21 protein-coding genes are annotated in these 26,174 nt (G+C 71.4%); 6 read left to right on the forward strand and 15 right to left on the reverse strand.

The annotated features are described in order from the left end of the window. Positions 1–318 precede the first annotated feature (318 nt). From ald to ACWDEX_RS21985, 4 genes are all read right to left on the reverse strand, one after another. A complete protein-coding gene (gene ald, locus ACWDEX_RS21970; protein WP_450465408.1) occupies positions 319–1,443 on the reverse strand; it encodes an alanine dehydrogenase in 1,125 nt (374 codons plus the stop codon). A 167-nt stretch (positions 1,444–1,610) separates the two neighbouring features. Beyond that, positions 1,611–3,680 carry a tetratricopeptide repeat protein gene (locus ACWDEX_RS21975; RefSeq protein WP_450465409.1) on the reverse strand — a complete coding sequence of 690 codons (2,070 nt, stop codon included), beginning with the start codon at positions 3,678–3,680 and terminating at the stop codon, positions 1,611–1,613. Positions 3,681–3,871: 191 nt separating this feature from the next. Further along, positions 3,872–4,498, reverse strand: a complete 627-nt coding sequence (locus ACWDEX_RS21980) for an NUDIX domain-containing protein (RefSeq protein ID WP_450465441.1) — start codon at positions 4,496–4,498, stop codon at positions 3,872–3,874. Between the two features lie 85 nt (positions 4,499–4,583). Further along, positions 4,584–6,233 (reverse strand): CTP synthase, encoded by a 1,650-nt coding sequence (locus tag ACWDEX_RS21985; protein WP_450465411.1) that lies wholly within the window; start codon positions 6,231–6,233, stop codon positions 4,584–4,586. A gap of 478 nt (positions 6,234–6,711) precedes the next feature. Here ACWDEX_RS21985 and ACWDEX_RS21990 point away from each other — a divergent pair, with 478 nt between their 5' ends. From ACWDEX_RS21990 to ACWDEX_RS22000, 3 genes are all read left to right on the forward strand, one after another. Continuing rightward, a complete protein-coding gene (locus ACWDEX_RS21990) occupies positions 6,712–8,514 on the forward strand; it encodes a glycoside hydrolase family 15 protein (protein WP_450465413.1) in 1,803 nt (600 codons plus the stop codon). Positions 8,515–8,586: 72 nt separating this feature from the next. Beyond that, positions 8,587–9,984: an FAD-binding oxidoreductase gene (locus tag ACWDEX_RS21995; RefSeq protein ID WP_450465442.1), complete on the forward strand. Its 1,398-nt coding sequence runs from the start codon at positions 8,587–8,589 to the stop codon at positions 9,982–9,984. A gap of 52 nt (positions 9,985–10,036) precedes the next feature. Continuing rightward, positions 10,037–11,677, forward strand: coding sequence for a PucR family transcriptional regulator (locus ACWDEX_RS22000; RefSeq protein ID WP_450465415.1), 1,641 nt, complete (start codon positions 10,037–10,039; stop codon positions 11,675–11,677). A gap of 1 nt (position 11,678) precedes the next feature. Here the strand turns inward: ACWDEX_RS22000 and ACWDEX_RS22005 are convergent, their stop codons facing one another. Next, a complete protein-coding gene (locus ACWDEX_RS22005) occupies positions 11,679–12,851 on the reverse strand; it encodes a glycosyltransferase family 4 protein (RefSeq protein ID WP_450465417.1) in 1,173 nt (390 codons plus the stop codon). Between the two features lie 280 nt (positions 12,852–13,131). Here ACWDEX_RS22005 and ACWDEX_RS22010 point away from each other — a divergent pair, with 280 nt between their 5' ends. Next, positions 13,132–14,691 carry a protein kinase domain-containing protein gene (locus ACWDEX_RS22010; protein ID WP_450465418.1) on the forward strand — a complete coding sequence of 520 codons (1,560 nt, stop codon included), beginning with the start codon at positions 13,132–13,134 and terminating at the stop codon, positions 14,689–14,691. 95 nt (positions 14,692–14,786) lie between these two features. Here the strand turns inward: ACWDEX_RS22010 and ACWDEX_RS22015 are convergent, their stop codons facing one another. From ACWDEX_RS22015 to ACWDEX_RS22035, 5 genes are all read right to left on the reverse strand, one after another. Next, on the reverse strand, positions 14,787–15,176 hold the full coding sequence (locus tag ACWDEX_RS22015) for a signal peptidase I (RefSeq protein ID WP_450465420.1): 390 nt from the start codon (positions 15,174–15,176) through the stop codon (positions 14,787–14,789). Positions 15,177–15,227: 51 nt separating this feature from the next. Further along, positions 15,228–16,946 (reverse strand): DNA repair protein RecN, encoded by a 1,719-nt coding sequence (gene recN / locus ACWDEX_RS22020; RefSeq protein ID WP_450465443.1) that lies wholly within the window; start codon positions 16,944–16,946, stop codon positions 15,228–15,230. Positions 16,947–17,036: 90 nt separating this feature from the next. After that, positions 17,037–17,942: an NAD kinase gene (locus ACWDEX_RS22025; RefSeq protein ID WP_450465421.1), complete on the reverse strand. Its 906-nt coding sequence runs from the start codon at positions 17,940–17,942 to the stop codon at positions 17,037–17,039. Further along, the gene (locus tag ACWDEX_RS22030; protein WP_450465423.1) at positions 17,939–18,754 is read right to left on the reverse strand and encodes a TlyA family RNA methyltransferase; all 816 of its coding nucleotides are present in this window, start codon (positions 18,752–18,754) and stop codon (positions 17,939–17,941) included. Before ACWDEX_RS22030 ends, ACWDEX_RS22025 begins: the two co-directional genes overlap by 4 nt. 7 nt (positions 18,755–18,761) lie before the next feature. Next, positions 18,762–19,049 carry a hypothetical protein gene (locus ACWDEX_RS22035; protein ID WP_450465424.1) on the reverse strand — a complete coding sequence of 96 codons (288 nt, stop codon included), beginning with the start codon at positions 19,047–19,049 and terminating at the stop codon, positions 18,762–18,764. A 126-nt stretch (positions 19,050–19,175) separates the two neighbouring features. Between ACWDEX_RS22035 and ACWDEX_RS22040 the strand changes: the two genes are divergently transcribed. After that, positions 19,176–19,523 carry an SCP2 sterol-binding domain-containing protein gene (locus tag ACWDEX_RS22040; protein ID WP_450465425.1) on the forward strand — a complete coding sequence of 116 codons (348 nt, stop codon included), beginning with the start codon at positions 19,176–19,178 and terminating at the stop codon, positions 19,521–19,523. Here ACWDEX_RS22040 and ACWDEX_RS22045 read toward each other — a convergent pair. From ACWDEX_RS22045 to ACWDEX_RS22060, 4 genes are all read right to left on the reverse strand, one after another. Beyond that, positions 19,507–20,409: an ABC transporter ATP-binding protein gene (locus tag ACWDEX_RS22045; protein ID WP_450465427.1), complete on the reverse strand. Its 903-nt coding sequence runs from the start codon at positions 20,407–20,409 to the stop codon at positions 19,507–19,509. The genes ACWDEX_RS22040 and ACWDEX_RS22045 overlap by 17 nt on opposite strands. Further along, the gene (locus ACWDEX_RS22050; protein ID WP_450465428.1) at positions 20,406–21,476 is read right to left on the reverse strand and encodes a FecCD family ABC transporter permease; all 1,071 of its coding nucleotides are present in this window, start codon (positions 21,474–21,476) and stop codon (positions 20,406–20,408) included. The genes ACWDEX_RS22045 and ACWDEX_RS22050 overlap by 4 nt, the downstream gene beginning before the upstream one ends. Next, positions 21,473–22,516, reverse strand: a complete 1,044-nt coding sequence (locus tag ACWDEX_RS22055; RefSeq protein ID WP_450465430.1) for a FecCD family ABC transporter permease — start codon at positions 22,514–22,516, stop codon at positions 21,473–21,475. The genes ACWDEX_RS22050 and ACWDEX_RS22055 overlap by 4 nt, the downstream gene beginning before the upstream one ends. Before the next feature lie 73 nt (positions 22,517–22,589). Continuing rightward, positions 22,590–23,618, reverse strand: coding sequence for an HAD hydrolase-like protein (locus tag ACWDEX_RS22060; protein WP_450465432.1), 1,029 nt, complete (start codon positions 23,616–23,618; stop codon positions 22,590–22,592). Between the two features lie 71 nt (positions 23,619–23,689). On the opposite strand from ACWDEX_RS22060, the gene ACWDEX_RS22065 reads away from it, so the two are divergent. Further along, positions 23,690–24,979, forward strand: a complete 1,290-nt coding sequence (locus tag ACWDEX_RS22065) for a DUF1015 domain-containing protein (protein ID WP_450465433.1) — start codon at positions 23,690–23,692, stop codon at positions 24,977–24,979. Between the two features lie 73 nt (positions 24,980–25,052). On the opposite strand, the gene ACWDEX_RS22070 is transcribed toward ACWDEX_RS22065, so the two are convergent. After that, positions 25,053–25,835: a hypothetical protein gene (locus ACWDEX_RS22070; protein WP_450465445.1), complete on the reverse strand. Its 783-nt coding sequence runs from the start codon at positions 25,833–25,835 to the stop codon at positions 25,053–25,055. Positions 25,836–26,174 lie beyond the last annotated feature (339 nt).

The following is a 26,174-nucleotide window of genomic DNA, read 5'->3' on the forward strand; positions in this document are numbered from 1 at the left end:
GGCACCATGCCGACGGTTGGCGACTCTATGGCGTGTCGGCGGTCCGCAGCAACACAATCCGCCGGACCCGGCCGGATGTGTCGGCAATGAAACATCCCGCTGTCAAGGGTGTCCGGACGTCGTTCGCCAGGTTTCACCGGTGTGCGAAACGGTGAAAGGGTTGCGTTCGAGGCGAGTTGAACGAGTGTCGCAAAGTGACCATACACACATCCGGCCGGACCTTGTCGGGCAAGGTCCGGCCGGGCATGTGGTGTTGACGACGTGAGTTGACCTGTCGCCTTGTGGCGCCGGGCAGTCGAACCCGGGCCGGTGGGCGGCCTAGCCGAGCAGGGACTCGAGATCCATGTGCTCCAGACCGAGCGCCTCGGCGACCTCCTTGTAAACCACCTTGCCGTCATGAACGTTGAGGCCCTTGGCCAGCGCGGCGTCGCGGCGCAGCGCCTCGACCCAGCCGCGGTTGGCGAGTTCCACGATGTAGGGCAGCGTGGCGTTCGTCAGCGCGTAGGTGGAGGTGTTGGGGACGGCGCCGGGCATGTTGGCGACGCAGTAGAAGACCGACCCGTGGACGTTGAAGGTCGGCTCGGCGTGCGTGGTCGGGTGGGAGTCCTCGAAGCAGCCGCCCTGGTCGATCGCGATGTCGACAAGGACACTTCCCGTCTTCATCCGGGAGACCAGCTCGTTGGTGACCAGCTTCGGGGCCTTCGCGCCCGGGATGAGGACGGCGCCGATGACGAGGTCGGCCTCAAGGCAGGCCTTCTCCAGCTCGAAGGCGTTGGAGACGACGGTCTTGATCTTCGTACCGAAGATCTTGTCCGCCTCCTTGAGCTTGTTGATGTCCTTGTCGAGCAGGGTCACGTGGAAGCCCAGCCCGATGGCGATCTGCGCGGCGTTCCAGCCGGAGACGCCGCCACCGATGACGACCGCCTCGCCGGCCGGCACACCCGGGACGCCGCCGGGCAGGACACCGCGGCCACCGGCAGCACGCATCAGGTGGTACGCACCGACCTGCGGGGCGAGACGGCCCGCGACCTCGGACATCGGGGCGAGCAGCGGGAGCGCGCGGTTCGGCAGCTCGACCGTCTCGTAGGCGATCGCCGTGGTGCCGGACTCCAGCAGGGCGTCCGTGCACTCCTTGGAGGCGGCCAGGTGCAGGTAGGTGAAGAGGATCTGGTCCTTGCGGAGCCGGTGGTACTCCTCGGCGATGGGCTCCTTGACCTTGAGCAGCAGGTCGGCGGTGGCCCAGACCTCGTCGGCGGTCTCCAGGATCTGCGCTCCGGCGGCCACGTACTCCTCGTTCGGGATCGAGGAGCCGACACCGGCGTTCCGCTCGACGACGACCTGGTGCCCATTGCGCACCAGCTCGTGCACGCCGGCGGGGGTGATAGCCACCCGGAACTCGTTGTTCTTGACCTCGCGGGGGATGCCGACCTTCACGTCGATCACGGTCCTTGGCTCAGAGGGGTTCTGGGGCTGTGCATGCCGGGGCAGAGCAAGCCCGGTCGATGCATGTCATACCCGGGCGTAAGAGAACGTACCGGGAGACACCGCAGGAGAACCGGCGGCAGGGCCAGTCTAATGAAGGATTTCGACCTGTCTAGCCTTTCATTGCATTAATCCTTATCGACTGCACTGCGGATTTCGTAGGCGTTAGTGGCATGTTCCGCCGCACATGCGCTGTCCTGGGGCTCTTCTCCGAGGAGACGCTCGGCCGCTCCCCGGTGGAGCTGGGCGGCCGCCGGGTCGCCGAGGTGCTCCAGGGTGTCGGCCAGCCGGAGTCGCAGCGCTGCCTGCAGCCGCACGTCGTCCGCGCGTCGGGCCCACTGGACCGCCTCCTGGCAGGTGTGCAGCGCCTCCTCGGGCCGGCCCGCGTACTCCTGGACCCGAGCCAGCTCACTCAACGCCCGTGCGTGGGCGGCCACATCACCGTTCCTGCGGTGCCCCGCAGCCGCCGCGCGCCAGTTACGCAGGGCCTCTTCGTAGCGGCCCGCGTAAGTGTGGGCGGTGGCGATGCGAGCATAGAGCCGGGCGGCCTCCGCGCGCTGATCACGGGCGAGACGCTGGGCCAGAGCCCGGCCGTACCAGTCGGCTGCCCGGTCGTAGTCCCCCAGCTCCTGGTGGGCGCCGGCTACGGATTCCATCGCGCGGCCCATCGCATACGGGTCGTTCGCCTCCCGTCCGGCGTCCAGCGCCGCCCGGTAGCGGGCCAGTGCCTCGGCCGTCCGGCCGGTCTGCGCGTCCAGGTCGGCGAGGTTCAGCAGGGCCGCCGCCTTCTCCCGGGGCAGGTTCCCGCGCTCGGCGACGCCGAGGACGAGCCGGTGGATGCCGTACAACTCGGGCGCGGCCGCACGGCTGCCGAAGTGGGCGACCATGGCCCGCACCAGCGCGGCCATGAGACGGCGGGCCAGGGTGGTGAGCTCGCCGTCGGCGGCCGCGAGCCGCGCCGCGGCCAGCAACGCGGGCTGCCGGGTGCGCAGCCAGTCCTCGGCGGCCCGCGGGCTCGGGAAGCGCAGGGCCGAGGGCAGGGCGAGGAGCTTCTCACGGGCCTGCGGACTGTCGGTCTCGGTGATCGCACGACAGGAGTGCAGCAGTCGCACGGTCCGCTCCAGCATGCGCGCGCGGGCCAGCTGCAACTCGGCCGGTCGGTCCTGGTCCTCGGCCAGCGCGCGCAACAGCGGCAGCAGACAACCAGGGACCTCGTACCGCGGCATCCGCGAGTCCACGCGCCGCAGGAAGCCGAGGGTCGCGAAGTCGTCGAGGGCGCCGCCGGCCTCCTCCACCGAGCAGCCCGCCAGCGCGGAGGCGATGTGCGGATCGACGAGGCCGGCGGGGGCCAGGGAGAGCAGGCGCAGCGTCCGCCGGGCCGCGTTCGGCAGTGCCTCGTACGAGAACCGGAAGACCCGGGCCCGCGGCGGCCCGTCGTCGCCGACTGCGCGAAGCTGCTTGGCGAGGTCGGCGACGGCGGCCTTGGGGCGGACGGTCAGCCAGCCGCCGACGAGGACCAGCGATGCGGGATGAGCGGCGCACTCCTCGACGAGCAACTCGGCGGCACGTGGGTCGACGGTGACGCGCACCGAGCCCGCGTACTGGGTCAGCAGCTCCAGCGCGGACTTGGTGTCCAGGCCGCCCAGGGTGCATGGGCGCACGTCCGTGATGCCCGTCAGCGGGCCCTCGGAGACGGCGACGACGAGACAGTCGGGCGTCTGAGGCAGCACCGCGTCCACCTGGTCGGCGGCCACCACGTCATCGAGCAGGAGCACCATGCGGCGCTCCACGAGGGCCTCGCGCACCGTCTGACTCAGCTCGTCCTCGTCGGCCCCGGGCGAGGTGGGCAGACCCAGGGCGGTCAGCAGCTCCCGGGCGACGCGCTCGGTCGGTACGGGTGTGCCGTCGGGCTCGCTGAGGCGGACACGCAGCACCCCGTCCTCGTAACGGTGCGCGACCTCGCGTACCAGCTCCTCGGCGAGCGCGGTGCGCCCGGAACCGGGCCGACCCGCAATGAGCAGCACCCGCGCGACGGGCGCCTTGCGGCCGGTGAGGGTGTCCAGACCCGCGCGTTCGATGTCGGCCTGAAGTTCTTTCAACTCCCTTGTGCGGCCGAAGAAATGATGCCCTGTGGCGGCGGGACGCCGGTCGCCCTCCGACAGCTCGCTGTCGTCTGTCTCCACCGCCTGATCCGTCACGGGCCACGCTCCCGTCCCACTGCGCACACGGGCCCGCCGGGCCTTGGGCGGGTCGCTTGCAGAGCCTAGTTCACGCTCTGCGACGGCCCCGGCGGAGCACGGCACAGACATCCCCCGATCGGATCAGGCGATGGTACGACCAGTGGTGTGGGGCGGGTGTGCGGTGCGCGGGCGAACGGGGCTGTGCGGCCTCAGGCCTCGAAGGGCCGCGCCGGCCACGGCGCCTGGGCCGGGCGCAGGGCGTCCAGGCCGTCGCCGTCGCGCGCGGCGACCAGTGAGAGGACGCCTACGACGAGGCAGTTGTTGTGCAGATCGCCGGCCAGCGCACCGCGCACGAGGTCCCCGACCGGCACCCGGGCCAGCTCCATGTCGGCCTCTTCGTGCTCGACCTGGAAGCGCTGTCCCTCCGCCTCGGACAGGTCCCGGGCGAGGAAGATGCGCACGGCCTCGTCGCAGCCGCCGGGCGAGGTGTAGACATCGGTCAGCACCCGCCAGTCCCCGGCCCTGACGTGCGCCTCCTCGTACAGCTCGCGCTGGGCGGCGTGCAGCGGGTTCTCGCCGGGGACGTCGAGGAGGCCGGCCGGGATCTCCCAGAGCTTGTGCCGCACGGGGTGGCGGTACTGCCGTATGACCAGCACCCGGTCCTGTTCGTCGAGGGCGAGGACGGCGACGGAACCGGGGTGCACCTGATAGTCGCGGCGGGCGACCGAGCCGCCGGGCATGACCACGTCGTCGGTGCGGACGGAGGTCTTGTTGCCGACGAACGGGGTGTCACTCGCCCTGACCTCCCACTCTTCCGGGGTGTCCTTGATCGCCATCTCGCCCTGTTCCTCCCACGCGCCTACGACAACCGGGGCACGCATCCCGTAGGACGCGCACCCCGGTCACCGTACAGCTCGTGCGTTACTTGCCCGTCTTGCGCTCCACCGCGGCCTTGACCAGGCCCGCGAACAGCGGGTGCGGGCGGGTCGGGCGGGAGCGCAGCTCGGGGTGCGCCTGCGTGGCCACCAGGTAGGGGTGAACCTCGCGCGGGTACTCGACGTACTCCACGAGCTTGCCGTCCGGGGAGGTGCCGGAGAACACGATGCCCGCCTTCTTCTCCAGCTCGGCGCGGTAGGCGTTGTTCACCTCGTAGCGGTGGCGGTGGCGCTCCTCGATGTACTCCTTGCCGCCGTAGACCTCGCGCACGATCGAGCCCTCGGCCAGCTTGGCCGGGTACATGCCCAGGCGCATCGTCCCGCCCATGTCGCCCTCGCCCGCGACGATGTCGAGCTGCTCGGCCATGGTGGAGATCACGGGGTGGGCGGTGGCCGCGTCGAACTCCGTGGAGTTCGCGTCGGGGATGCCGGCCAGGTTGCGCGACGCCTCGATCACGATGCACTGCAGGCCGAGGCAGAGGCCCAGCAGCGGGATCTTGTTCTCGCGGGCGTACTGGATGGCGCCGACCTTGCCCGAGACGCCACGGTCACCGAAGCCGCCGGGGATGCAGATCGCGTCCACGTCGGAGAGCTGCTTCTTGGCTCCCGCCGGGGTCTTGCAGTCGTCGGACGTGACCCACTTGATCTTCACCCGGGCCTTGTTGGCGAAGCCGCCCGCGCGCAGCGCCTCGGTCACCGACAGGTAGGCGTCGGGCAGGTCGATGTACTTGCCGACCAGGGCGAGGGTGACCTCGTGGTCGGGGTTGTGGACACGGTCGAGCAGGTCGTCCCAGGTCGTCCAGTCCACGTCACGGAAGGGGAGGTCCAGCTTGCGGACGACGTAGGCGTCCAGGCCCTCGGTGTGCACGACCTTCGGGATGTCGTAGATCGAGCGGGCGTCGGGACAGGCCACGACCGCGGCCTCGTCGACGTCGCACATCAGCGAGATCTTGCGCTTGATCGCGGTCGGGACCTCGCGGTCACAGCGCAGGACGATCGCGTCCGGCTGGATGCCGATGTTGCGCAGGGCCGCGACGGAGTGCTGGGTCGGCTTGGTCTTCAGCTCACCGGAGGGGCCGATGTAGGGCAGCAGCGAGATGTGCACCACGAAGACGTTGTCGCGGCCGACCTCGTGACGGACCTGGCGGACGGTCTCCAGGAACGGCAGCGACTCGATGTCGCCGACCGTGCCGCCGACCTCCGTGATCACCACGTCCACCTCGTCGGTGGCCATGCGCCGGATGCGGTGCTTGATCTCGTTGGTGATGTGGGGGATGACCTGCACCGTGTCACCCAGGTACTCGCCGCGTCGTTCCTTGGCGATCACCGTCGAATAGACCTGGCCTGTAGTGACATTGGCGGAGCCGTCCAGGTCACGGTCGAGGAAGCGCTCGTAGTGTCCGATGTCCAGGTCGGTCTCGGCGCCGTCATTGGTGACGAAGACCTCACCGTGCTGGAAGGGGTTCATCGTGCCCGGGTCCACGTTCAGATACGGGTCGAGCTTTTGCATGACGACACGCAGTCCCCGCGCCTTGAGCAGCATGCCGAGGCTGGAGGCCGTCAAGCCCTTGCCGAGCGAGGAGGCGACACCCCCGGTGACGAAGATGTGCTTGGTCGTCGTTGATTTGGGCGGCATGGCCAAGAGGGGGCTCCCGTGGTCGCGGTCTGGGGTGCGGTACGGCTGATTTCTCCGAAGGATCTCCGGGGGTGCCGTCGCTGCGGTTCGGGGGTTTCGAGCCCACCGGTCCACGGGCTACCAGGGTATCAGCGCCAGGAGGAGGCTGCTCCCGGCCACACTCCGCGCACGCGTCGGCACCCATGCGTGATGCTTCCGCGCCTCTCACCCGTCACTCACTCGTTCGGGGTACTTCCGTTGTCCAGAGCGGCAAGCGGATCACCAAAGCGCGTCGTATCCTGCTCGGAAACTCGCTGCTGAGCACTCCCGGCAGACGGCACCACCCCCGCCCGTCACCGGAACAACATCGGCTCATCAGTTCGTTGAACATCGACCGCATCATTTACGAACGGGTCGGTGACCGACGACTTCTCATCGACCCCCTGACCCCAAAAGCAACCGCCCCTCGGGGCGACGTGGCCGTTGGACTGGAGTTGCATTGGCCGGGCGCATCGAAGACTACGCACTCATCGGAGACATGCAGACCGCGGCGCTGGTCTGCCGGGACGGCACCGTGGACTGGCTGTGCCTGCCCCGCTTCGACTCCCATGCCGTCTTCGCGGGACTGCTCGGCACGGAGGAGCACGGCTTCTGGCGCCTGGGCCCCGCCCACGCGGCGGACCTCCAGCCGCCGCCGGCGACGCGGCGCTCCTACCGCGGCGAGTCCCTGATCCTCGAATCCGAGTGGGACACCCCGCGCGGGACGGTCCGAGTGACCGATTTCATGCCGCCTCGTGACGGCGCCCCGCAGCTGATCCGCATCGTGGAGGGCGTCACCGGCCGTGTACCGATGCGCTCGATGCTGCGCATGCGGTTCTCGTACGGACGAGTGGTGCCCTGGGTGCACAAGCACGAGGGGCGCACGGTGGCAGTGGCAGGACCCGACTCGGTGTGGTTCGACACCCAGGCCGAGACCTACGGGAAGGCGCTGACCACGTACGCGGACTTCACGGTCGCGCCGGGTGACCGGATCGCGTTCACCATCTCGTGGCAGCCCTCGCACAAGGAGCCGCCGCCGCTGCCGGAGCCCGAGCAGTCGCTGGAGGCGGCCGAGGACTTCTGGCGGGAGTGGGTGGACCACTGCACGTACCACGGCCCCTACCGCGAGGCCGTCATCCGCTCTCTGATCACGCTGAAGGCGCTCACCTACGCGCCGACGGGCGGCATCGTGGCCGCGCCCACCACCTCCCTGCCGGAGGAGATCGGCGGCGTGCGCAACTGGGACTACCGCTACACCTGGCTGCGCGACGCGGCGATCACCCTGTCGTCGCTGCTGCGCACCGGCTACCGCGAAGAGGCCCGCGCCTGGCGCGAATGGCTGTTGCGGGCCGTCGCCGGGGACCCGGAGAACCTGCAGATCATGTACGGCATCGCGGGCGAACGGGAGCTGGGCGAGGCCGAGTTGGACTGGCTGCCCGGGTACGAGAACTCGGCGCCGGTACGCGTCGGCAACGGCGCCGCGCACCAGTTGCAACTGGACGTGTACGGAGAGGTCACCGAGGCCCTGCACCTGGCCCATATGACGGGCCTTTCCCGCAATGACTACGCCTCCCTTCTCCAGCTCAAGCTCATCCGCTACCTGGAGCAGCACTGGGACGAGCCGGACGAGGGCATCTGGGAGGTGCGCGGCCCACGCCGTCACTTCGTTCACTCCAAGGTGATGGCCTGGGTCGCGGTCGACCGCACGATCAAGCTGCTCGAGTCCGGGGACGCCGACGGCCCGCTGGAGAGATGGCGCGAGCTGCGCGACGTCATCCACCGGGACGTGTGCGAGAAGGGCTACGACAAGGAGCGCAACACCTTCACCCAGTCGTACGGCTCCAAGGAGCTGGACGCCTCGCTGCTGCTGATTCCGCAGATGGGCTTCCTGCCTCCGGACGACAAACGTGTGATCGGCACGATCGAGGCCATCCAGCGCGAGCTGTCCACGTCCGACGGGTTCATCCTGCGCTACCCGACCATGGGCGGGAGCGAGGGCGTGGACGGGCTGCCGGGCGACGAGGGCGCGTTCCTCGCCTGCTCGTTCTGGATGGCGGACGACCTGGCGATGATCGGCCGGGTGGACGAGGCCCGCAAGCTGTTCGAGAAGCTGCTGGCCCTGCGCAACGACCTGGGCCTGCTCGCCGAGGAGTGGGACTCCCGGCTGCAGCGCCAGGTCGGCAACTTCCCGCAGGCGTTCAGCCATGTGCCGCTGATCGACACGGCACTACGGCTGACGGCTTCCGGGGCGTACGGGGGCTGAGGCCCGCCTGCCCGTGACGCCGGGCCGCCGGGCAGGACCGACGCGTCGTGCCGCACTAGGCTGACGGCAGTCCTGTCCCCCGCTTGCGGGAAGGGGGCGGCTGCCACGGCTCCCTTCGCCACGGCACGTACGGCGCTCGCCGCGCTCCGTGCCGATCTGGCCGGTGAGGTCCTCGCCCCCGGCGATGCGGGCTACGACACGGCCCGCACCGTCCACAACGCGCGGATCGACCGTCGGCCTGCCGTGATCGCCCGGTGCGCGGGGCATGGTGACGTGGTGCGGGCCGTGCGCTTCGCCCGCGATCTGGATCTGCACATCGCCGTGCGCGGCGGCGGCCACAGCGTCGCCGGCCTGGGGGTCAACGACAACGGGCTGGTCGTCGACCTGAGCCGGTTGCGCGGGGTCACGGTCCATCCCGGGGCCGCCGCGGTACGGGTCGAGGGCGGTGCCCTGACGGGCGACCTCGATCGCGCCACCCGTCCGCACGCCCTCGCGACCACCGGCGGCCGGGACTCCGCTGCCGGCGTGGCGGGCTTCGTCCTCGGTGGCGGCAGCGGCTGGCTGGAGCGGGCCTTCGGCCCGGCCGCCGACAATCTCCTCGGCGTCGAGCTGGTGACCGCGGACGGCACCACGGTCCGTGCGACCGCCGAGGAGCGCCCCGAGCTGTTCTGGGCTCTGCACGGCGGCGGCGGGAACTTCGGCGTCGCCACCGCGCTCACGCTCAGGCTGCACGAGCTGCGCGAGTTCTCCGTCGCGCTGGTCGTCTTCCGGCCCGAGGCGGGCCCCGAGGCGATCCGCGTCTTCCGCGATGTCATCGCCGGCGGCCCGGCGGAGGCCGGCGGCGGCGTGCTGTACCTGACCGGGCCGCCCGAGCCGTTCGTCCCTCGTCACCTGGTCGGCACGCTGCTGTGCCTGGTGGTGCTCACGTACGTGGGCGGCGAGGGCCGGTTGCGTGGGCTCGCCCGGCCGCTGCTGGCCCTGCCGCACATCTCGGAGGCCCTCGCCGCCCTGCCGTACACCGGCGTCCAGCGCATGCTCGACACCCCGTCCGGGATGCGGAACCACGGATCGGCCGAGTATCTGACCGCCCTGCCCGACGCGCTGGTCGACGTCTTCTGCGCCCGTGCCCGCACGATGCCCGTCCCCACCGGCTGCCGGTTCATGCTGTGCCCACTGGCGCGCTCCGCGTACCCCCTCCCCCGGCGGGACGCGCCCTGGGCCGTGCACCCCTGCGGCATCTGGGCGGACCCGTCGGACGACGAACGGGTTCTGGGGTGGGTCGAGGACGCGCGTGCCGACATCGGGCCCTGGCACACCGGCGCCGTCCACCTGCCCCTCATCGAGGACGAGGGCAGGGACCGGCTGGTGGCCGGCCTGGACACGGACAGCCTCAACCGGCTGGCGCGGGTGAAGCGGCGGTACGACCCCGACAACGTGTTCCGGTACAACCACAACATCGCTCCGGCCTGACCAGCGACCGCCCGTGCGCCCGAGGAATCCGCGCAGGTAGTAGCGTCACCGCATGGACAGCCGTTTCGACCCTCACAGCACCCAGGGCACCGGGATCACCGTGCAGCGGGCGCTGGAGCTGCCCGGGTTGCACAGCGGACTGCCGGAGGTGCTGGCCGGCGCCGACCGGCTGCACCGCACGGTCCGCTGGGTGCACGCGGGCGAGGTCCCGAACATCGCTTCGCTGCTCAAGGGCGGCGAGCTGCTCCTGACCACGGGATACGGGCTGGGCACCCGGCCCGCCGACCAGCGCGCGTTCGTCCGCACGCTGGCCGAGCGCGGCATCGCGGCCCTGGTCGTGGAGCTGGGCCCGCGCTTCTCCCGGCTACCGGCCGCCCTAGTGGAGACGGCCCGGACGGCCGGGCTGCCGCTCGTCCAGCTCCACCGCGAGGTGCCGTTCGTGGCGGTCACCGAGGAGATCCACACCGAGATCGTCAACGGCCACTACGCCCTGCTCCAGCGGGCCGAGGAGGTGCACCGCCGCTGCACCGAGGCGCTGCTCGGCGGCGGCGGGGTGCCCCAGGTGCTGCGTATCCTGGCCGGCTTCAGCGGCAACCCGGTGTTCCTGGAGACCGCCGACGGGCAGTTGCTGTACGCCGCCGGGACCGGTCCGGCCGACACGGACCCGCTCCAGGTGTGGGAGGGTCTGCGCGGCCAGCACAAGGACGAGCCGCCCGCCGGGACGACCCTCGTGGACGTGCCGGGCGGCGGCCCCGGCACGGGCTCCGTACGGGCCCGTCTGGTGCTGCTGCCGGTCAGTGCACCGGTGGCGCCGGTGCACCGGATCGCCGCCGAGCGTGCCGCGGACATCCTCGCCGTGGTGCTGATGCAGGCCCGGCAGGAGGAGGAGTTGGCGGCGCGCGGGCGCGGCGACTTCCTCACCGACCTCGCCGAGGGCCGGATCGCCGCCGAGGACGCGCCGGCGCAGGCCCGGGTGCTGGGTTTCAAGCCGGGCGGCAACCCGTTGCTGCCGGTGGTGATGCGGCTTGCGGACGGCCTGTCGCCGGGCGGCGGGGGCTGGGCGGTCCTGGCGCGGGCGGTCGCGGAGACACTGGCGTCGGTGGGCGTACCGGTCCTCCTGGGCGTACGTCCGGTGGAGGGCCGGGTCCCGCTGCTGCTGGGCCTGCGCTCGGAGTCGGAGCGTTCGGCGGTCGCCGACCGGGTGGCCGCGGCACTGCGGGCGGGGGTGGAGCGGGCCGGCATGCAGCGGCCGGGTGCGCCGCCGCCGGTCGTGGTGGTCGGCGTCGCGGGCGGCTGGGCGGCGGCGTCGGCGGGGCTGCGGCACGCGGCGGAGACGGCGGCGGCGGCCCAGGGACTGCCGGAGCGTCCCTGGTACGACGCCCGCCGTCTCGACATCGACCTTCTGCTGTGGCGGCTGCGCGACCATCCGGATCTGGCGGCCTTCGTGGACCGCGCGATCGGCCCGCTGCGCGACCACGACCACCGTTCCAGGCCGCCGCTGCTGCCCACGCTGGAGACCTATCTGGCGCACGCGGGCCGCAAGGCGGAAACAGCCCGCGAGCTGCACCTGAACCGGCAGACGCTCTACAACCGGCTGGCCCGGATCGGGGAGCTGCTGGGCACGGACCTCGACGACCCGCAGACGGTCCTGGCCCTCAGCCTGGCACTGCGCGCACGCCGGCACGTGCCATAGGTCAGGCGAGTGGCCACACCTCGGTCACCTCGTCGTAGACGCTGAGCACTTGGGCGACGGTCTCGTCCTCCGTCGGCCAGGTCGCGACCTGTCGCTCGCCCGTCTCCCTGAGCTGGTCCCGACGCACGGGATCGTCGAGGAGACGTACGACGGCGGCGGCGAGCGCCTCGGCGTCCTCGGGTGGGACCAGTTCGGCAGCGTCGCCGACCAGTTCGTGCATACCGCCGACGGCGGTGGCGACGAGTGGCACACGCGCGTACAGGGCCTCCTGGGCGACAACGGACCGGGACTCCCGACTGTTCGGAACCAGCGCGAGGTCGGCGGCGGCGAGCAGTTCGCCGACGTCGTCGCGCCGCCCCACCAGCCGCACGGGCAGATCCTCCTCCTCGATGCGCCGCTGGATCTCCGCCCGCAGCGGCCCCTCCCCCGCGACCACGACCAGGGGCGCCGGGTCGAGGTGGCGCCAGGCGCGGGAGGCGTCGAGCAGCACGTCGTACCCGCGGTGACGGTCCAGGGCGCCGACGACCATGAGCAACGGCCGGTCCATGGCGCCGAGTTCGGCGCGGAGCTTGGGGCGCAGCCGGTCGGGGTCGTCGTGCTCGACGGCTTCGCGGGGCGCCGGCAGGGCGACGGCGGCGAGCCGGGCGTCGCGGGCGCCCCGCCGGCGGGCCCGGTCGACGAGGTCGGACGACGTGCCCAGGACGACGGACGCGGCCCTGACGACACGTCGTTCGAGAGCGCGCAGGAGACGGGCGCGGGCGCCCTCGGCATGCCCACGGGTGTGCCAGGTGACGACGAGGGGGGTGCGGCGCCCGCTGAGCGCGAGGACGGCGCGCAGGCCGGCATGCAGCCCGTGCGCGTGCACCAGGTCGGCGTCGGCGCAGGCGAGGCGGAGCGCGGCCAGGCAGGTGGGCTCCGTACTGCGGGGCACGGAGACGTGCTGGGCGCCGGCGCCGGTGAAATCGTAGATGTGCTCGGCCTCGACGGGGGCACACACGGTCACGCGCACGCCCCGGGCGACCAGTCCCGCGGCCAGCGACCGCACATGCGCGCTGCTGCCCGCGCTGCCACCGCCGAGCACCTGCACGGTGTGCAGCGGCGACCGGCCGTGCGGTGTGGGGCTGCTCGCAAGGCTCACGTGGCCGGGGCTCCTGGTTCGGCGTCGGACGGTCACGAAGAAACGTACAGAAGGATCGTGCGGTGGGGGTGGACCGCGCGAGTGCTCCGCGGATGACTCAAGCATGCCAGGGCGCACGGGTGTTGCGGCACTGGCGGGGTGCGCGACGGCATCGAGCCGGGTGGCCCCGGGCCGACAAGGTCACTCACACGGGCGAGGGGCGTAGCATTTTCGGGTGGCGCGCGGCACGAGCGATCCGAGACTGCCACGATCTCGGCGCCTCGCTCTTTTTGCCACGAACTGATCAAGATTTGACACAGTCCCTAATCTGTTGCGCATGGGTACCGGGGGACACCTGATTGACGGCCGATTCCAGCTGATCGAGCCGCTCGGCAGCGGGGGCATGGGCACGGTCTGGCGGGCGAGCGACACCGTGCTGCACCGGGAGGTCGCACTCAAGGCCGTCCGGTCGGACGCGGAGGCGTCGGACGTCTCACGCGAGCGCGTCCTGCGCGAGGCACGAGCGCTCGCCCGGCTCAGCCACCCCAACGTCGTGACCATCCATCACATCGTCGACACGGACCCCCATCCGTGGCTCGTGATGGAGCTGGTGTCCGGTCCTTCCCTCCAGGAGCGGCTCGCGGCCGGCCCCATGACGCCCGGGGAAGCGGCCCGTATCGGCCGCCAGGTGCTGTCCGCGTTGAGCGCCGCCCATGCGGCCGGCGTCCACCACCGGGACGTCAAACCCGCCAATGTGCTGCTGCGCGCCGACGGAACCGCCGTGCTCACCGACTTCGGGATCGCGGGGCTGCGGGGCGCCACATCGCTGACAGCCACCCATGAACTCGTCGGATCCCCCGAGTACATCGCTCCCGAGCGCATCCGCGACCACGGCGACACCCCCGCGTCCGACCTGTGGTCGCTCGGCATGCTGCTGTACGTGTGTGTGGAGGGCGTCAGTCCGCTGCGACGGGCGACCGCGCTCGCCACCCTCGCCGCCGTGCTCGACGAGCCGGTGCCGCCGCCGGTGCGCTCCGGCCCTCTCGCGCCCGTGCTCCAGGCGCTGCTGACACGGGACCCGGCGGCCCGCCCGGACGCGCAACGGCTGGACGCGATGCTGGCGCAGGTGGAGTCCGCCTCGACGCCCGACTGGGCACAGCCGACGGCCACCACTTCGGTGCCGCCGTCTTTTACTCCCAGCCATCCGCCCACTCAGCTGGACACCCCCAGACCCGCCCCCGCGCCGGGCCGGCAGCGGAACCGAAAGCCGGTCGTCATCGCCGTGACCGCCGCCATGCTGGCGGCCACGGCGGCTACCGCGCTGGTGCTCACACTGCGGGGCCCGAACCACGACAAGGCGAGCGGGACTTCGCCGAGTACGGCGTCCTCACAACCTGTGGCGACCGCGCCGGGTTCCACACCCGAGCAGAGTCCCACCGTGACGACGGACCCGACGCAGGACCCGACGCAGGACCCGACGCAGGACCCGACGCAGAACGGTACGGCCGACCCGACCGCGGATGAGAAGCGATCGGCCTCCCCGGTCGAAGGGTCTTCCCCGTCGAAGGGTCACTGGATCGCCCAGCTCTACTCCGAGCCCGTCAGTACCGGCATCACCGTGCGTGATCAACGACTCGCCAAGATCCGGCAATCGGTGCCCGAAGCGGAGTTTCTCCGCAGCGATGACTACGCGTCGTTGAATCCGGGCTACTGGGTGATCTACGCCCCCGGCCCGTTCACCGACGGCCACTCCGCACTGGCCTTCTGCGCCGAGCGCGGCAAAACCACGGCCAACGCGTGCATCGGCCGTTATCTGAGCACGAGTTCGGCCGACCACGGCCTCCAGTGTCGCCCTCCGGTCGGCCGGCCGGAGGGCCGCTGCACCCGTTCCTCCTGAAACTCCGAACGTGAGCCGGGACTTGGCCGCGCGAAGGGGCTCTGTCCAGCGGTTCTCGGCCACACAGCGGGCCGGGCGCAGCCGTGCGGTCCCGGTCAGGCCTGCAGTCCCGTCTGATCCTTCTCTGCCACCGCATAACCGGGCACGGACGGCCACCGAACGGTCAGCACCACCGACTCTTCCTCCGCGAACCATGAATGGTCGACGCCGCGCCCCCACACGACGTAGTCACCCAGCTGTTCCAGAAGAACGCTGCGGCCGGGGAGTTCGACGCGGAAGCGGCCGCTGATGAGCACCAGGAGAGCCGTGCGCTCCTCGCCCCTCACCCACTGCGATCGCTCGTCGCCAGGGGGGTGGACACCCCACTTGATCTCCACCGCCTCGCTGTGGCGCGGATCGCCGACGTCCTTGAAGTGCCCGAGGAGCCATCCCCGGTCCAGTGCCGCGTCCTTGCCGGCGTTACCCACGTACACGCTGTCATTCACGTGGCCGCACGCTAGCAACCGCTCTGGTGCGGCACCCCGCCGGGCAGGCCCCTACCCGTCCGCCCGCGCCGTCGCCAGCAGTTCCTCAGCGTGTGCCCGGGCCGTCTCCGAGTCCTCCTGGCCGGCCAGCATCCGGGACAGTTCCCGAATGCGCTCCTCGCCCTCCAGGACCTTCACCCCGGACCGTGTCACCGACCCGTCGTTCGTCTTCTCCACCAGCAGTTGGCGGTCGGCGAACGCCGCCACCTGGGGCAGGTGGGTGACGACCACGACCTGCGCGGTCTTCGCGAGCCGGGCCAGCCGGCGGCCGATCTCGACCGCCGCCTTGCCGCCGACGCCCGCGTCGACCTCGTCGAACAGATAAGTCGGCACGGGGTCCGTTCCGGCGAAGACGACCTCCACCGCGAGCATCACACGCGAGAGCTCACCGCCGGAGGCGCCCTTGGCGATGGGCCGCGGCGGCGCACCGGGGTGAGGGGCGAGCAGCAACTCGACTTCGTCGACGCCCGACGGCCCGTACGCGACCGTACGGCCGCCGACCTCGATGCCGTCGGAATCCTCCGTCTGCCGGATCTCGAACGACACGCGCGCGTGGGGCATCGCGAGCGAGGCCAGCTCGGCGGTCACGGCGGCGGCGAACCGTTCGGCTGCCTCCGTGCGGGCGTCCGTCAACGCCTGGGCGAGGCCGCCCAGCTCGCTGCGCAGGGCGTCCCGCTCGACGGTCAGTTCCCCGATCCGTTCGTCGTCGCCGTCGAGCTCGGTCAGCCGTGCGGCGCTCTGCTCGGCCCAGGCGAGGACGGCGCCCATGTCCTGCCCGTACTTGCGGGTCAGTGCGGTGAGCGCGGCCCGCCGCTCCTCGACGGCGGCCAGCCGCAGCGGGTCGGCGTCCAGGTCGTCGGCGTACCCGGCCAGCTCGCCGGCCACATCGCCGAGCAGGATCCCGACCTCCGCGATCCGGTCGGCGAGCCCGGCCAGCGCCGGATCGTGCGACCGCACCGTTTCCAGGGCCCGGTGTGCGCCCGCGACCAGTGTGGCCGCGTCGACGCCCTCGGGATCCTCCGGATTGCCCGCGAGGGCGGCGTGCGCGGCTGTCGCGGCCGACGCGAGTTCCTCCGCGTGCCCGAGCCGCTCGGCCTCCTCGGCCAGCTCCACGTCCTCGCCCGCCCGCGGCTCCACGGCCGCGATCTCGTCGAGCCCGAAGCGCAGCATGTCGGCTTCCTGGGCCCGCTCACGGGCGCGCGTGGTGATCTCCTCCAGTTCCACGGACACGGTCCGTAGTCGCCGGTAGGCCTCCGTGTACTTGGTGAGCGGCACGGCGACGGCGTCTCCCGCGTACCGGTCGAGCGCCTGCCGCTGCCGGGACAGCTTGAGCAGCCCCTGCTGGTCGGTCTGACCGTGCACGGCGACCAGTTCGTCGGCCAGCTCGGCAAGCATGCCGACGGGCACCGAACGACCGCCCAGATGGGCCCGTGAGCGTCCCTCGGCGGAGACGGTACGGCTGATGAGCAGGGCCCCGTCGTCGAGCTCGGCTCCCGCCTCTTCGGCGCGTACGACGGCGGAGGCGCCCTCGCGCATGGCGATCCGCCCCTCCACGACCGCGTTCTTCGCGCCGATCCGTACGAGCGCCGCATCCGCGCGCCCGCCGAGCAGCAGACCGAGACTGGTGACGACCATGGTCTTGCCCGCACCCGTCTCACCGGTCACGGCGGTGAAGCCGGGCGACAGCTCGACGACCGCGTCGTCGATGACTCCGAGTGACCGTATCCGCATCTCCTCCAACACGGAGAAGACCTTACGAGGTCGAGCGGGGGATGTGCGAGCGGCCCTTGTCACCCTGGGGAGGTAACCGCGTTCGCCGGGCTACCGAGGGCGCCCCCGCCACCCCGAAACCGGCAAGGCGAACTTGGCCACCAGCCGGTCCGTGAACGACGCGTGGTGCAGCCGGGCCAGGCGCACCGGCACCGCCCCGCGCCGCACCTCGACCCGCGCCCCCTGCGGCAGCTCCACCATCCGCCGCCCGTCGCACCAGAGCACCCCGTGCGGGGTGTCCGGCTGCACCTCCACGGCGAGCACGGAGTCCGGCGAGGTCACCAGCGGCTTGGCGAACAGTGCGTGGGCGCTGATCGGCACCAGGAGCAGGGCCTCCACCTCCGGCCACACCACGGGTCCGCCGGCGGAGAAGGCGTACGCGGTCGACCCGGTGGGGGTGGCGCACACGATGCCGTCGCAGCCGAACCCGGTCACCGGCCGCCCGTCGATCTCCAGGACGACCTCCAGGAGCTTCTCGGCGGAGACCTTCTGCACGGCCGCCTCGTTGAGCGCCCAGTCGACGTGCACGATGTCGCCGTTCCGGTGCACGACGACGTCGACGGTCATGCGCTCCTCGACCTCGTACGCCTTCATCACCACCCGGTCGACGACCCGGTCGAGGTCGTCCCGCTCGGCCTCGGCGAGGAAGCCGACCCGGCCGAGGTTGACGCCGAGCATCGGCACCCCGGAGGCGCGGGCGAACTCGGCGCCGCGCAGCAGGGTGCCGTCACCGCCGAGCACTATGAGCAGCTCGCACCCGTCGAGACACCGGGGAGTGGCCTCCTTGACCAGCTCCACCTCCTCCGGCAGCGGCAGGTCGGCCGCCTCGGCCGCCAGGACGCGCACGCCGATCCCGCACCGCAGCAGCCCCTTGACCACGAGTTCGGCGCTGCGAATGGCCGCGGGCCGCCCGGTGTGGGCGAGTAGGAAAACAGTACGAGCTCGGTTCTGTGTCACCGCGGCCCCTCCGCCACTGCACGGTCTACGTCGGCCGGGTCCAGCGCTGGTGCTCCGGCTCGCAGCCACAGAAAGTACTCGACGTTGCCGGAAGGTCCGGGCAGCGGACTCGCCGTCACGCCGTTCACCCCGAGCCCCAGTTCCGCGGCCCGTTCGGCCACCCCGCGCACGGCCTCGGCGCGCAACTGCGGGCTGCGGACCACACCGCCGCTGCCCAGCCGTTCCTTCCCCACCTCGAACTGCGGCTTGACCATCATCACCAGGTCGGCGTCCGGCTTCGTGCACCGCACCAGGGCGGGCAGCACCAGTCCGAGCGGGATGAAGGACAGGTCTCCCACGACAAGGTCCACGGGCTCCCCGTCGATCGCTTCGAGCGTCAGTTCGCGTACGTTCGTACGGTCCTTGACGGTGACGCGCTCATCGCTCTGGAGAGACCAGGCGAGTTGCCCGTATCCGACGTCGACGGCGACGACGTGGGCGGCACCCGCGCGCAGCAGGACGTCCGTGAAGCCTCCGGTGGAAGCGCCGGCGTCGAGTGCCCGCCGCCCCTCGACCTTCAGGCCCTGCGGTACGAAGGCCTGCAGGGCGCCGGCGAGCTTGTGGCCGCCGCGCGAGACGTAGTCGGGGTCGCTGTCGTCCTGGACGACCACGATGGCGGCCGCGGTCTCCACCTGTGTGGCGGGCTTGGTCGCGACGGTCTTGTCGACGGTCACCCGGCCGGCGGCGATCAGCTGGCTGGCGTGTTCGCGCGAGCGCGCCAGCTTACGACGAACCAGCTCCGCGTCGAGACGGCGGCGTGCGACTCCTGCCACGTTCGGTTCAGCTCCTGTTTCCGGTTCCGAGAGGCCGTGGGGGCGCCGGAGGTCCCGGGCGGGCGTCGAGCGCGGTGAGCGCGTCGCGCAGCCCCCTGTGTACATCCTCGTACACCTCGAGGTGTCCGTCCGTGGCGAGGTGGTCCACGTCGGCCAGTCGCTCCAGCCAGGTGTCGACATCGGCGTTGCCGGTGGGGGTCCGGGGCACGTTCAGGGGCGCGGTGGCGGGCCGGGGCGGTGGCTCCGCGAGTGCCGCGTTCTGGGGAGCACCGGTCTCCGGGACAGAGTCGCTCATGCCTCGACGCTACCGTTCCTCGGCAGGGAGCAGGGGGGAGTCCGCGCACTGGCACGCCCGAACGGTCGGGAGCCCTGCCGACCAGGCCATCGAGCGAAAGCGGGCGCTGAGGTACCGTCGCTCCCGATGGCGACGATCGAGGAGTGCCGCAGCGCACTCGACAAACTTTCGGACAACCTGGCGGGTGCCGACGGGGACGTACGCACGGCCGCGTCCCTGGACCGCTCGCTGAGCTGCCGTATCACCGACCTGGACATCACCTTCGTCGGCCGCCTCAGGGGCGGCCGGATCGAGGTTCTGGACACGCTCCCGGGGCCTCCGTCCGAGAAGGCCCAGATAAGGCTGACCATGACCGGCGACGACCTGGTGGCGATGGTCGCCGGCGAACTGAACTTCGCGAAGGCCTGGGGCTCGGGCCGGGTGAAGCTGGAAGCCGGCCTGTGGGATCTGCTCCGGCTCAGGAAGCTCCTTTAGCGACCACGCGGGCACGTGCCGTGCGTGCGGCGGGGATCACCAGTGGCGTGCCGGTCTCCGGGTCGTCGATGACCTGGCAGCGCATCCCGAAGACCTCCTCGACCAGCCCTGCCGTGACGATGTCGTTCGGCGCCCCCTCCGCGATGACCCGACCGTCGCGCAGCGCGATGAGGTGGGTGGCGTACCGGGCGGCGTGGTTGAGGTCGTGCAGGACGGCGACCAGTGTGCGTCCCTGTTCCTCGTGCAGTTCGGCGCACAGGTCGAGCACGTCGATCTGGTGCTGGATGTCGAGGTAGGTGGTCGGCTCGTCGAGCAGCAGCAGCGGGGTCTGCTGGGCGAGCGCCATGGCGATCCACACCCGCTGTCGCTGACCGCCGGAGAGTTCGTCCACGTACCGGTCGGCCAAGTCGGCGACGCCCGTGTGCGCCATCGACTCCCGTACGACCCGCTCGTCCTCGTCCGACCACTGACGCAGGAGCCCCTGGTGCGGATAGCGGCCTCGGCCCACGAGTTCGCCGACCGTGATCCCCTCGGGCGCGACCGCTGACTGCGGCAGCAGGCCCAGGGTCCGCGCGACCTGCTTGGCGGGCAGCGTCTGGATGACCTGCCCGTCCAGCAGCACCCGTCCCCGGGACGGTTTGAGCATCCGGGACAGGGCGCGCAGCAGCGTGGACTTGCCGCAGGCGTTGGGGCCGACGATCACGGTGAAGGAGTTGTAGGGGATCTCCACGGACAGTTGCTCCGCGATCACGCGCTGGTCGTAGGCGAGGGTGACGTCGTCGGCCAAGAGACGGTTCACCGTGCTCCTCACGTTCTTCTTGTCTTCGTCCGGCCGTCCGGCCTGATTTCTCCCCGGCGCTCTGTCCGGTCCGCTCACGGTGTTCATATCCGGCCCGCCCGACGCTCGGAGACCAGCAGCCACAACAGGTAGCCGCCGCCGAGGATCCCGGTCACCACGCCCACGGGCAGCTGGTCCGCGCCGAAGAGCCGCTGTGAGGCCCAGTCGGCGACGATCAGCAGGGTGGCGCCCATGGCCATGGAAGGCACCAGGTTCGGCCCGGGCCTGGGGGCACCTCCCGCGCCCTTGAGGCAGCGGACGAGGGTCAGCCGACGGGCGAGTTGGGGGGCGGTGAGTGCCACGAACCCGACCGGGCCCGCGGCTGCGGTGGCGCCTGCGGTCAGCAGCACGGCGGACACCATCAGCAGCAGCCGTACGCGCTCCACGCGCACACCGAGGGCGTACGCGACGTCGTCGCCCATCTCCGTCACCCGCAGCGCGCGTACGTGGCCGAGGACAAGCGGTACGAGGACGGCGTACAGCCCGAGCAGGGGCCAGACCTGGTCCCAGTCACGGCCGTTGAGGGAACCGGTCATCCAGACGACCGCGCGGGCCGCGTCGACGATGTCGGCCTTCGTGAGCAGATAGCCGTTGACCGCCGTGACGACCGCGGAGACGCCGATGCCGACCAGGACGAGACGGTAGCCGTGCACGCCCCGCTTCCAGGCGAGCAGATAGATGGCCAGTCCGGTCGCCAGTCCGCCGGCCAGCGCGCCGAGGGCGACCTGGGTGGCGGTTCCGGAGAACAGTACGATCACGACGAGCGCTCCGGCCGTGGAGCCCTGCCCGACACCGAGCACGTCCGGGCTGCCCAGTGGATTGCGGGAGAGGGACTGGAACAGCGCGCCGCCAAGCCCGAGCGAGGCGCCGACCAGCAGTCCGACGAGCACGCGCGGCAGCCGCAGTTCGGTGACGACGAACTCCTGTCGCGCGTCGCCGCCTCCGGCCAGCGCCCTGAGGACGTCCCCGGCCGGGATCGAGAAGTCGCCGGTGCCGATGAGCGCGACGCTCGCGGCGAGCGCGGCCAGCAGGAGCAGGACGACGACCGTGAGGGTGCGCGGGTCGAACCGGACGGACAGCCCGCCGCGGGTGCGCAGGGTGCGGGTGGTCTTCACAGCTGGGCCGTCCTGCGTCGTCGTACGAGGAAGACGAAGACCGGGCCGCCGATGACCGCGGTCACGATGCCGACCTGGAGTTCGGCGGGACGGGCGACGATGCGGCCGATGACGTCGGCGCCGAGCAGCAGTACGGGCGACAGGACGGTCGCGTACGGCAGGATCCAGCGCAGGTCGGGTCCGGTGAAGGACCGTACGGCGTGCGGGACCATCAGCCCGACGAACACGATCGGCCCGCAGGCGGCGGTCGCGGCTCCGCACAGCAGGGTGGCGGCGGCCATCGACAGCGCGCGGGTGCGGCCCGGGCTCGCGCCGAGGGCTCGAGCGGTGTCGTCGCCCATCGCCACGGCGTTCAGCGGCCTGGCGAGTGCCAGTGCGAGTACCGTTCCGACCGCGAAGAACGGCAGGACCTGCCGGATGGTCTCACCGTTGGCCGAGGCCAGCGATCCGACCATCCAGAAGCGCATCCTGCCGAGCGCCGCCCCGTCCATGATCATTACGGCCTGGAGATAGCCGTAGAGCGCGGCGCTGATCGCGGTGCCGGCGAGCGCGAGCCGCACAGGTGTGGCGCCCCGGCTGCCGCCGAGGAACCAGACCAGCGCCCCGACGAGGGCCGCGCCGAGGAAGGCGAACCACACGTAGCCGCGCAGGCTGGTCACACCGAAGTACGTGATCGCGGTGACGACCGCAGCGGACGCGCCCGCGTTGATGCCCAGCAGTCCCGGATCGGCCAGCGGGTTGCGGGTGAGTGCCTGCAGGACGGCGCCCGCCAGGCCGAGCGCGGCGCCGGCGAGCAGCCCGAGGACCGTCCGCGACAACCGGTCGCGGACCACGACATCGGAGTACGTCCCGGAGTCGTGGAACAGGCCGTGCCAGACCTGGTCCGGCGGAAGCTCTTTCGCCCCGATCGCGATGCCGGCCAGCGCGACGAGAGCCAGGAGCACGACCGAGGCGAGGAGCCCGAAGCCCCTTGTCGCCCGGCGGATCGGGGGCGCGGGGGCGGTAGCCGCGCACGATTCGGAAGGACTGTCGACCAACACGCAGTTAGGTTAGCCTACCCTCACCAATGCTCACGGCTCCCGGTCAAATACCGGGGGACCCGCCCTCCATGCCTCACAGCCCCAGGCGAGCCAGCGCCTTTCCCCCGTCCAGCCCGCAGGAGCCCTCGCCCGCCGCTGTCCAGGCCACCGCGCACAGCGCCCGCAGACCGTCCAGGGCCTCGCCCTCACCGGCCAGTTCCAGCCGCTCCTTCCCCGCGGTCGCCGTCCAGCCTCCGCAGCGGAACCCGCCGTCGGCCTGGGCGACCTGTGGCTGCCCGGTCAGCATGCCGCGCAGGTCGGCATCGATGTAGGCCGGCCGGTGGTGCGGCGGCGCGGCGAGCAGTTGGGCACCGTCGGTCACTCCCGTGAGGACGAGCAGCGAGTCGACCTCGCCGTTGAACGCTCCCTCGATGTCCGTGTCCAGCCGGTCCCCGACCACCAGGGGTCGCTCGGCTCCGGTGCGCAGGATCGTCTCGCGGTGCATAGGTGGCAGTGGCTTGCCCGCCACCTGTGGCTCGGCGCCGGTCGCGATGCGTACGACCTCCACGGCCGCCCCGTTGCCCGGTGCGATGCCGCGCGCGCTCGGGATCGTCAGATCGGTGTTCGACGCGAACCAGGGCACCCCTCGCGCGATGGCGTAGCACGCCTCCGCGAACCGCCCCCAGGCCAGCTCGGGTCCGCCATATCCCTGCACCACGGCCACCGGATCGTCGTCGGCCGACTCGACGGGCACCAGGCCCCGCTCCCGCAGCGCGACCCGCAGCCCCTCGCCGCCGATGACCAGGACGCGCGATCCGGCGGGCAGTTGCTCACTGATGAGCCGGGCGACGGCCTGCGCGGAGGTGATGACGTCCGAGGCCTGTGTCGGTATCCCCAGTTCCGTGAGGTGTGCGGCCACCGCGTTCGGCGTTCGCAGCGCGTTGTTCGTGACGTACGCCAGGTGCATACCGCCCGCGCGGGCGATGCCGAGTGACTCCACGGCATGCGCGATCGCGTGGCCGCCCGCGTACACCACCCCGTCCAGGTCGAGCAGTGCGGTGTCGTACGCCTCGCTCAGGGGCCGCGCGCTTTCCTCGGGCCATGTCCTGACGGTCTGGCTCATTCCGCATCGCTCCTCGCTCTTTCTCTTTCTCCGATCATCGCTCATGGCGCTGACGCACTTACGATGCATCAATGAACACTGTGGTCCCCGGGGACGTATCGGAGCACATGGGCCTCGACCTGGCCCCCTTCCGGGGGCTGCGCTACGACCCACGCCGCGTCGGCAGTCTCGCGGCGGTCACCTCTCCGCCGTACGACGTCGTCGTTCGCCCGGACGGGCTGCTTCATCTGGAGTCGGCCGACCCGTACAACATCGTCCGGCTGATACTGCCGCAGGCCAACACTCCGGCGGCCCGCAATCAGCAGGCGGCGGACACTCTGCGCCGCTGGCTGTCCGAGGGCATCCTGGCGGCGGACGACGAGCCGGGCCTGTACGTCTACGAACAGCGTGGTGAGGGGCTGCTGCAGCGCGGTGTCATAGGCGCCCTTCGGGTCTCGAAGCCCTCGGACGGCGTCGTCCTGCCCCATGAGGACGTCATGCCGCATGTGATCGCGGACCGGGCGGCCCTGATGCGCGCGACCTCCGCCAACCTGGAACCCCTTCTCCTGACGTACCGGGGCAATGGCTCCGAGGCCGGTACGGGGGCCGTCATCGAGCGCACCACGGAGGGCGAGCCCCTGCTGCACACCACGACGGAGGACGGCTTCCGCCACCGTCTCTGGGCGGTCACGGATCCCGCCGACCTGGCCGAGATCCAGACGGACCTGGCCAGGCACCAGGCGCTGATCGCGGACGGCCATCACCGCTGGGCCACGTATCTGCGTCTGCGCGACGAGCATGCTTCTCCCAGTCCCTGGGACTACGGCCTGGTCCTCCTGGTGGACACTGCCCGCTACCCGCTCCGGGTCCGTGCGATCCACCGCCTCCTGCACCGCCTCCCCGTGGCCGAGGCGCTGTCCGCGCTCACGGGCCTGTTCCGCGTACGCGATCTGCGTGTCCCACTGGCCAAGGCCCTGGAGGTACTCGCGGACGCGGCCTACGTCGGCAACGCCTTCCTGCTGGCGGGCGACGGCACCTTCCATCTGGTCGACCGGCCGAATCCGGATCTGCTGGCCCGTACGATCCCGGCGGACCACCCGGAGGCCTGGCGCACTCTGGACGCGACGGTCCTGCACGCGACGCTCCTGGAGCATGTGTGGCACATCCCGGAGGACTCGCCGGAGCACATCGCCTATATCCACGACACGGCTGCCACGGTCGAGAAGGCGGAGCGTGACGGTGGCACGGCCGTGCTGATGCATCCGGTCCGCGAGGAGGTGGTGCGGGAGTTGGCCCGTCAGGGCGTGACGATGCCGCGCAAGTCGACGTCGTTCGGTCCGAAGCCGGCGTCGGGGCTGGTGCTGCGGGCACTGACGTCCTGACACGCTCCCGCGCATCCCGAAACGCGACGGGGCGGGATCCTTGCCCGGATCCCGCCCCGTCGTGTGGTGAGGGTCAGCTCTCGTTGTCCTCGGAGCCGTTTTCCCCGGTGCCTTCGGTGTCCGCCTCGGGCGAGGACTCGCCGTTCGCTTCCTGGGCGTTCTCGTGGTTGGCGCTTTCGTCGAGCGCGTCGACGAACTCCACGCCGTCCAGTTCGGCGAGCCGGTCGGAGGCGTCGGTGCTGCCGTCCTTGTCCGACTCGACGGTCTTGGCGAACCACTCGCGTGCCTCGCCTTCCCGTCCGGCGGCGAGGAGCGCGTCGGCGTACGCGTACCGCAGCCGCGCGGTCCAGGGCTGCACGGAGGTGGAGGCCAGCTCCGGGCTCTGCAGTGTCACGATGGCGGCGTCGAGCTGCCCCATGTCCCGGCGCGCGCCGGCCGCGACGAGCCGCATCTCGACCTGACCGGCCTTGTCGAGCTTGTGCACGTCGGGCGCACCGGCCATCTCCAGCGCCTTCTCGGGCCGGCCGAGGCCGCGCTCGCAGTCGGCCATGACGGGCCACAGTTCGACGTTGCCGGTCATGCGCCGGGCCGCCCGGAACTCGGCGAGGGCCTCGCCGTACTTCTGGTTGGCGTATGCGGCGAAACCGGCCGCCTCACGCACAGCGGCGACACGGGACGCGAGGCGCAGCGCCACCTTGGAGTACCCGTAGGCACGCTCGGGGTCCTCGTCGATGAGCTTGGCGATCATCACCAGGTTCCTGGCGACGTCCTCGGCAAGGGTCTTGGGCAGGCTCTGCAGCTCCTGCCGTACGTCCTTGTCGATCTCCTCGCCGGTGACGTCCTCGGGGATCGGCAGCCGCTTGATCGGCTCGCGGTCGCGGTCACGCTCTTCGCGGAACCGGCCGCCGTCGCGCCGGTCGTCGCGTCCCCGGAAGCCACCGGGGCGGCCGCCGCGGTCGTCGCGACGGGGGCCGCGGAAGCCGCGGTCGTCACGTCCACGGAAGCCACCGCGCTCACCGCGGCTGTCTTCACGACGGAAGCCACCGCGCTCACCACGGTCGCTGTCGCGGCGCTCGTCGCGGCGGCCGTAGCCACCACGCTCGTCATCACGACGGGGAGCAGGGCGGTCGCCCTCGCGACGGAAACCACGGTCACGGTCATCACCACGACGCTCGTCACGGCGACCGTAGCCACC

It is taken from the genome of Streptomyces sp. NPDC001020, from assembly GCF_053599115.1.

Bases quoted from the DNA above. Each gene is read 5' to 3' on its own strand.
- ACWDEX_RS21980 (WP_450465441.1), bottom strand. From the start codon at position 4,498: ATGGCGATCAAGGACACCCCGGAAGAGTGGGAGGTCAGGGCGAGTGAC.
- ACWDEX_RS22010 (WP_450465418.1), top strand. From the start codon at position 13,132: ATGGGTACCGGGGGACACCTGATTGACGGCCGATTCCAGCTGATCGAG.
- ACWDEX_RS22040 (WP_450465425.1), top strand. From the start codon at position 19,176: ATGGCGACGATCGAGGAGTGCCGCAGCGCACTCGACAAACTTTCGGAC.
- recN (WP_450465443.1), bottom strand. From the start codon at position 16,946: ATGCGGATACGGTCACTCGGAGTCATCGACGACGCGGTCGTCGAGCTG.
- ACWDEX_RS22045 (WP_450465427.1), bottom strand. From the start codon at position 20,409: ATGAACACCGTGAGCGGACCGGACAGAGCGCCGGGGAGAAATCAGGCC.
- ACWDEX_RS22000 (WP_450465415.1), top strand. From the start codon at position 10,037: ATGGACAGCCGTTTCGACCCTCACAGCACCCAGGGCACCGGGATCACC.
- ACWDEX_RS21985 (WP_450465411.1), bottom strand. From the start codon at position 6,233: ATGCCGCCCAAATCAACGACGACCAAGCACATCTTCGTCACCGGGGGT.
- ACWDEX_RS22065 (WP_450465433.1), top strand. From the start codon at position 23,690: ATGAACACTGTGGTCCCCGGGGACGTATCGGAGCACATGGGCCTCGAC.
- ACWDEX_RS22060 (WP_450465432.1), bottom strand. From the start codon at position 23,618: ATGAGCCAGACCGTCAGGACATGGCCCGAGGAAAGCGCGCGGCCCCTG.
- ACWDEX_RS22035 (WP_450465424.1), bottom strand. From the start codon at position 19,049: ATGAGCGACTCTGTCCCGGAGACCGGTGCTCCCCAGAACGCGGCACTC.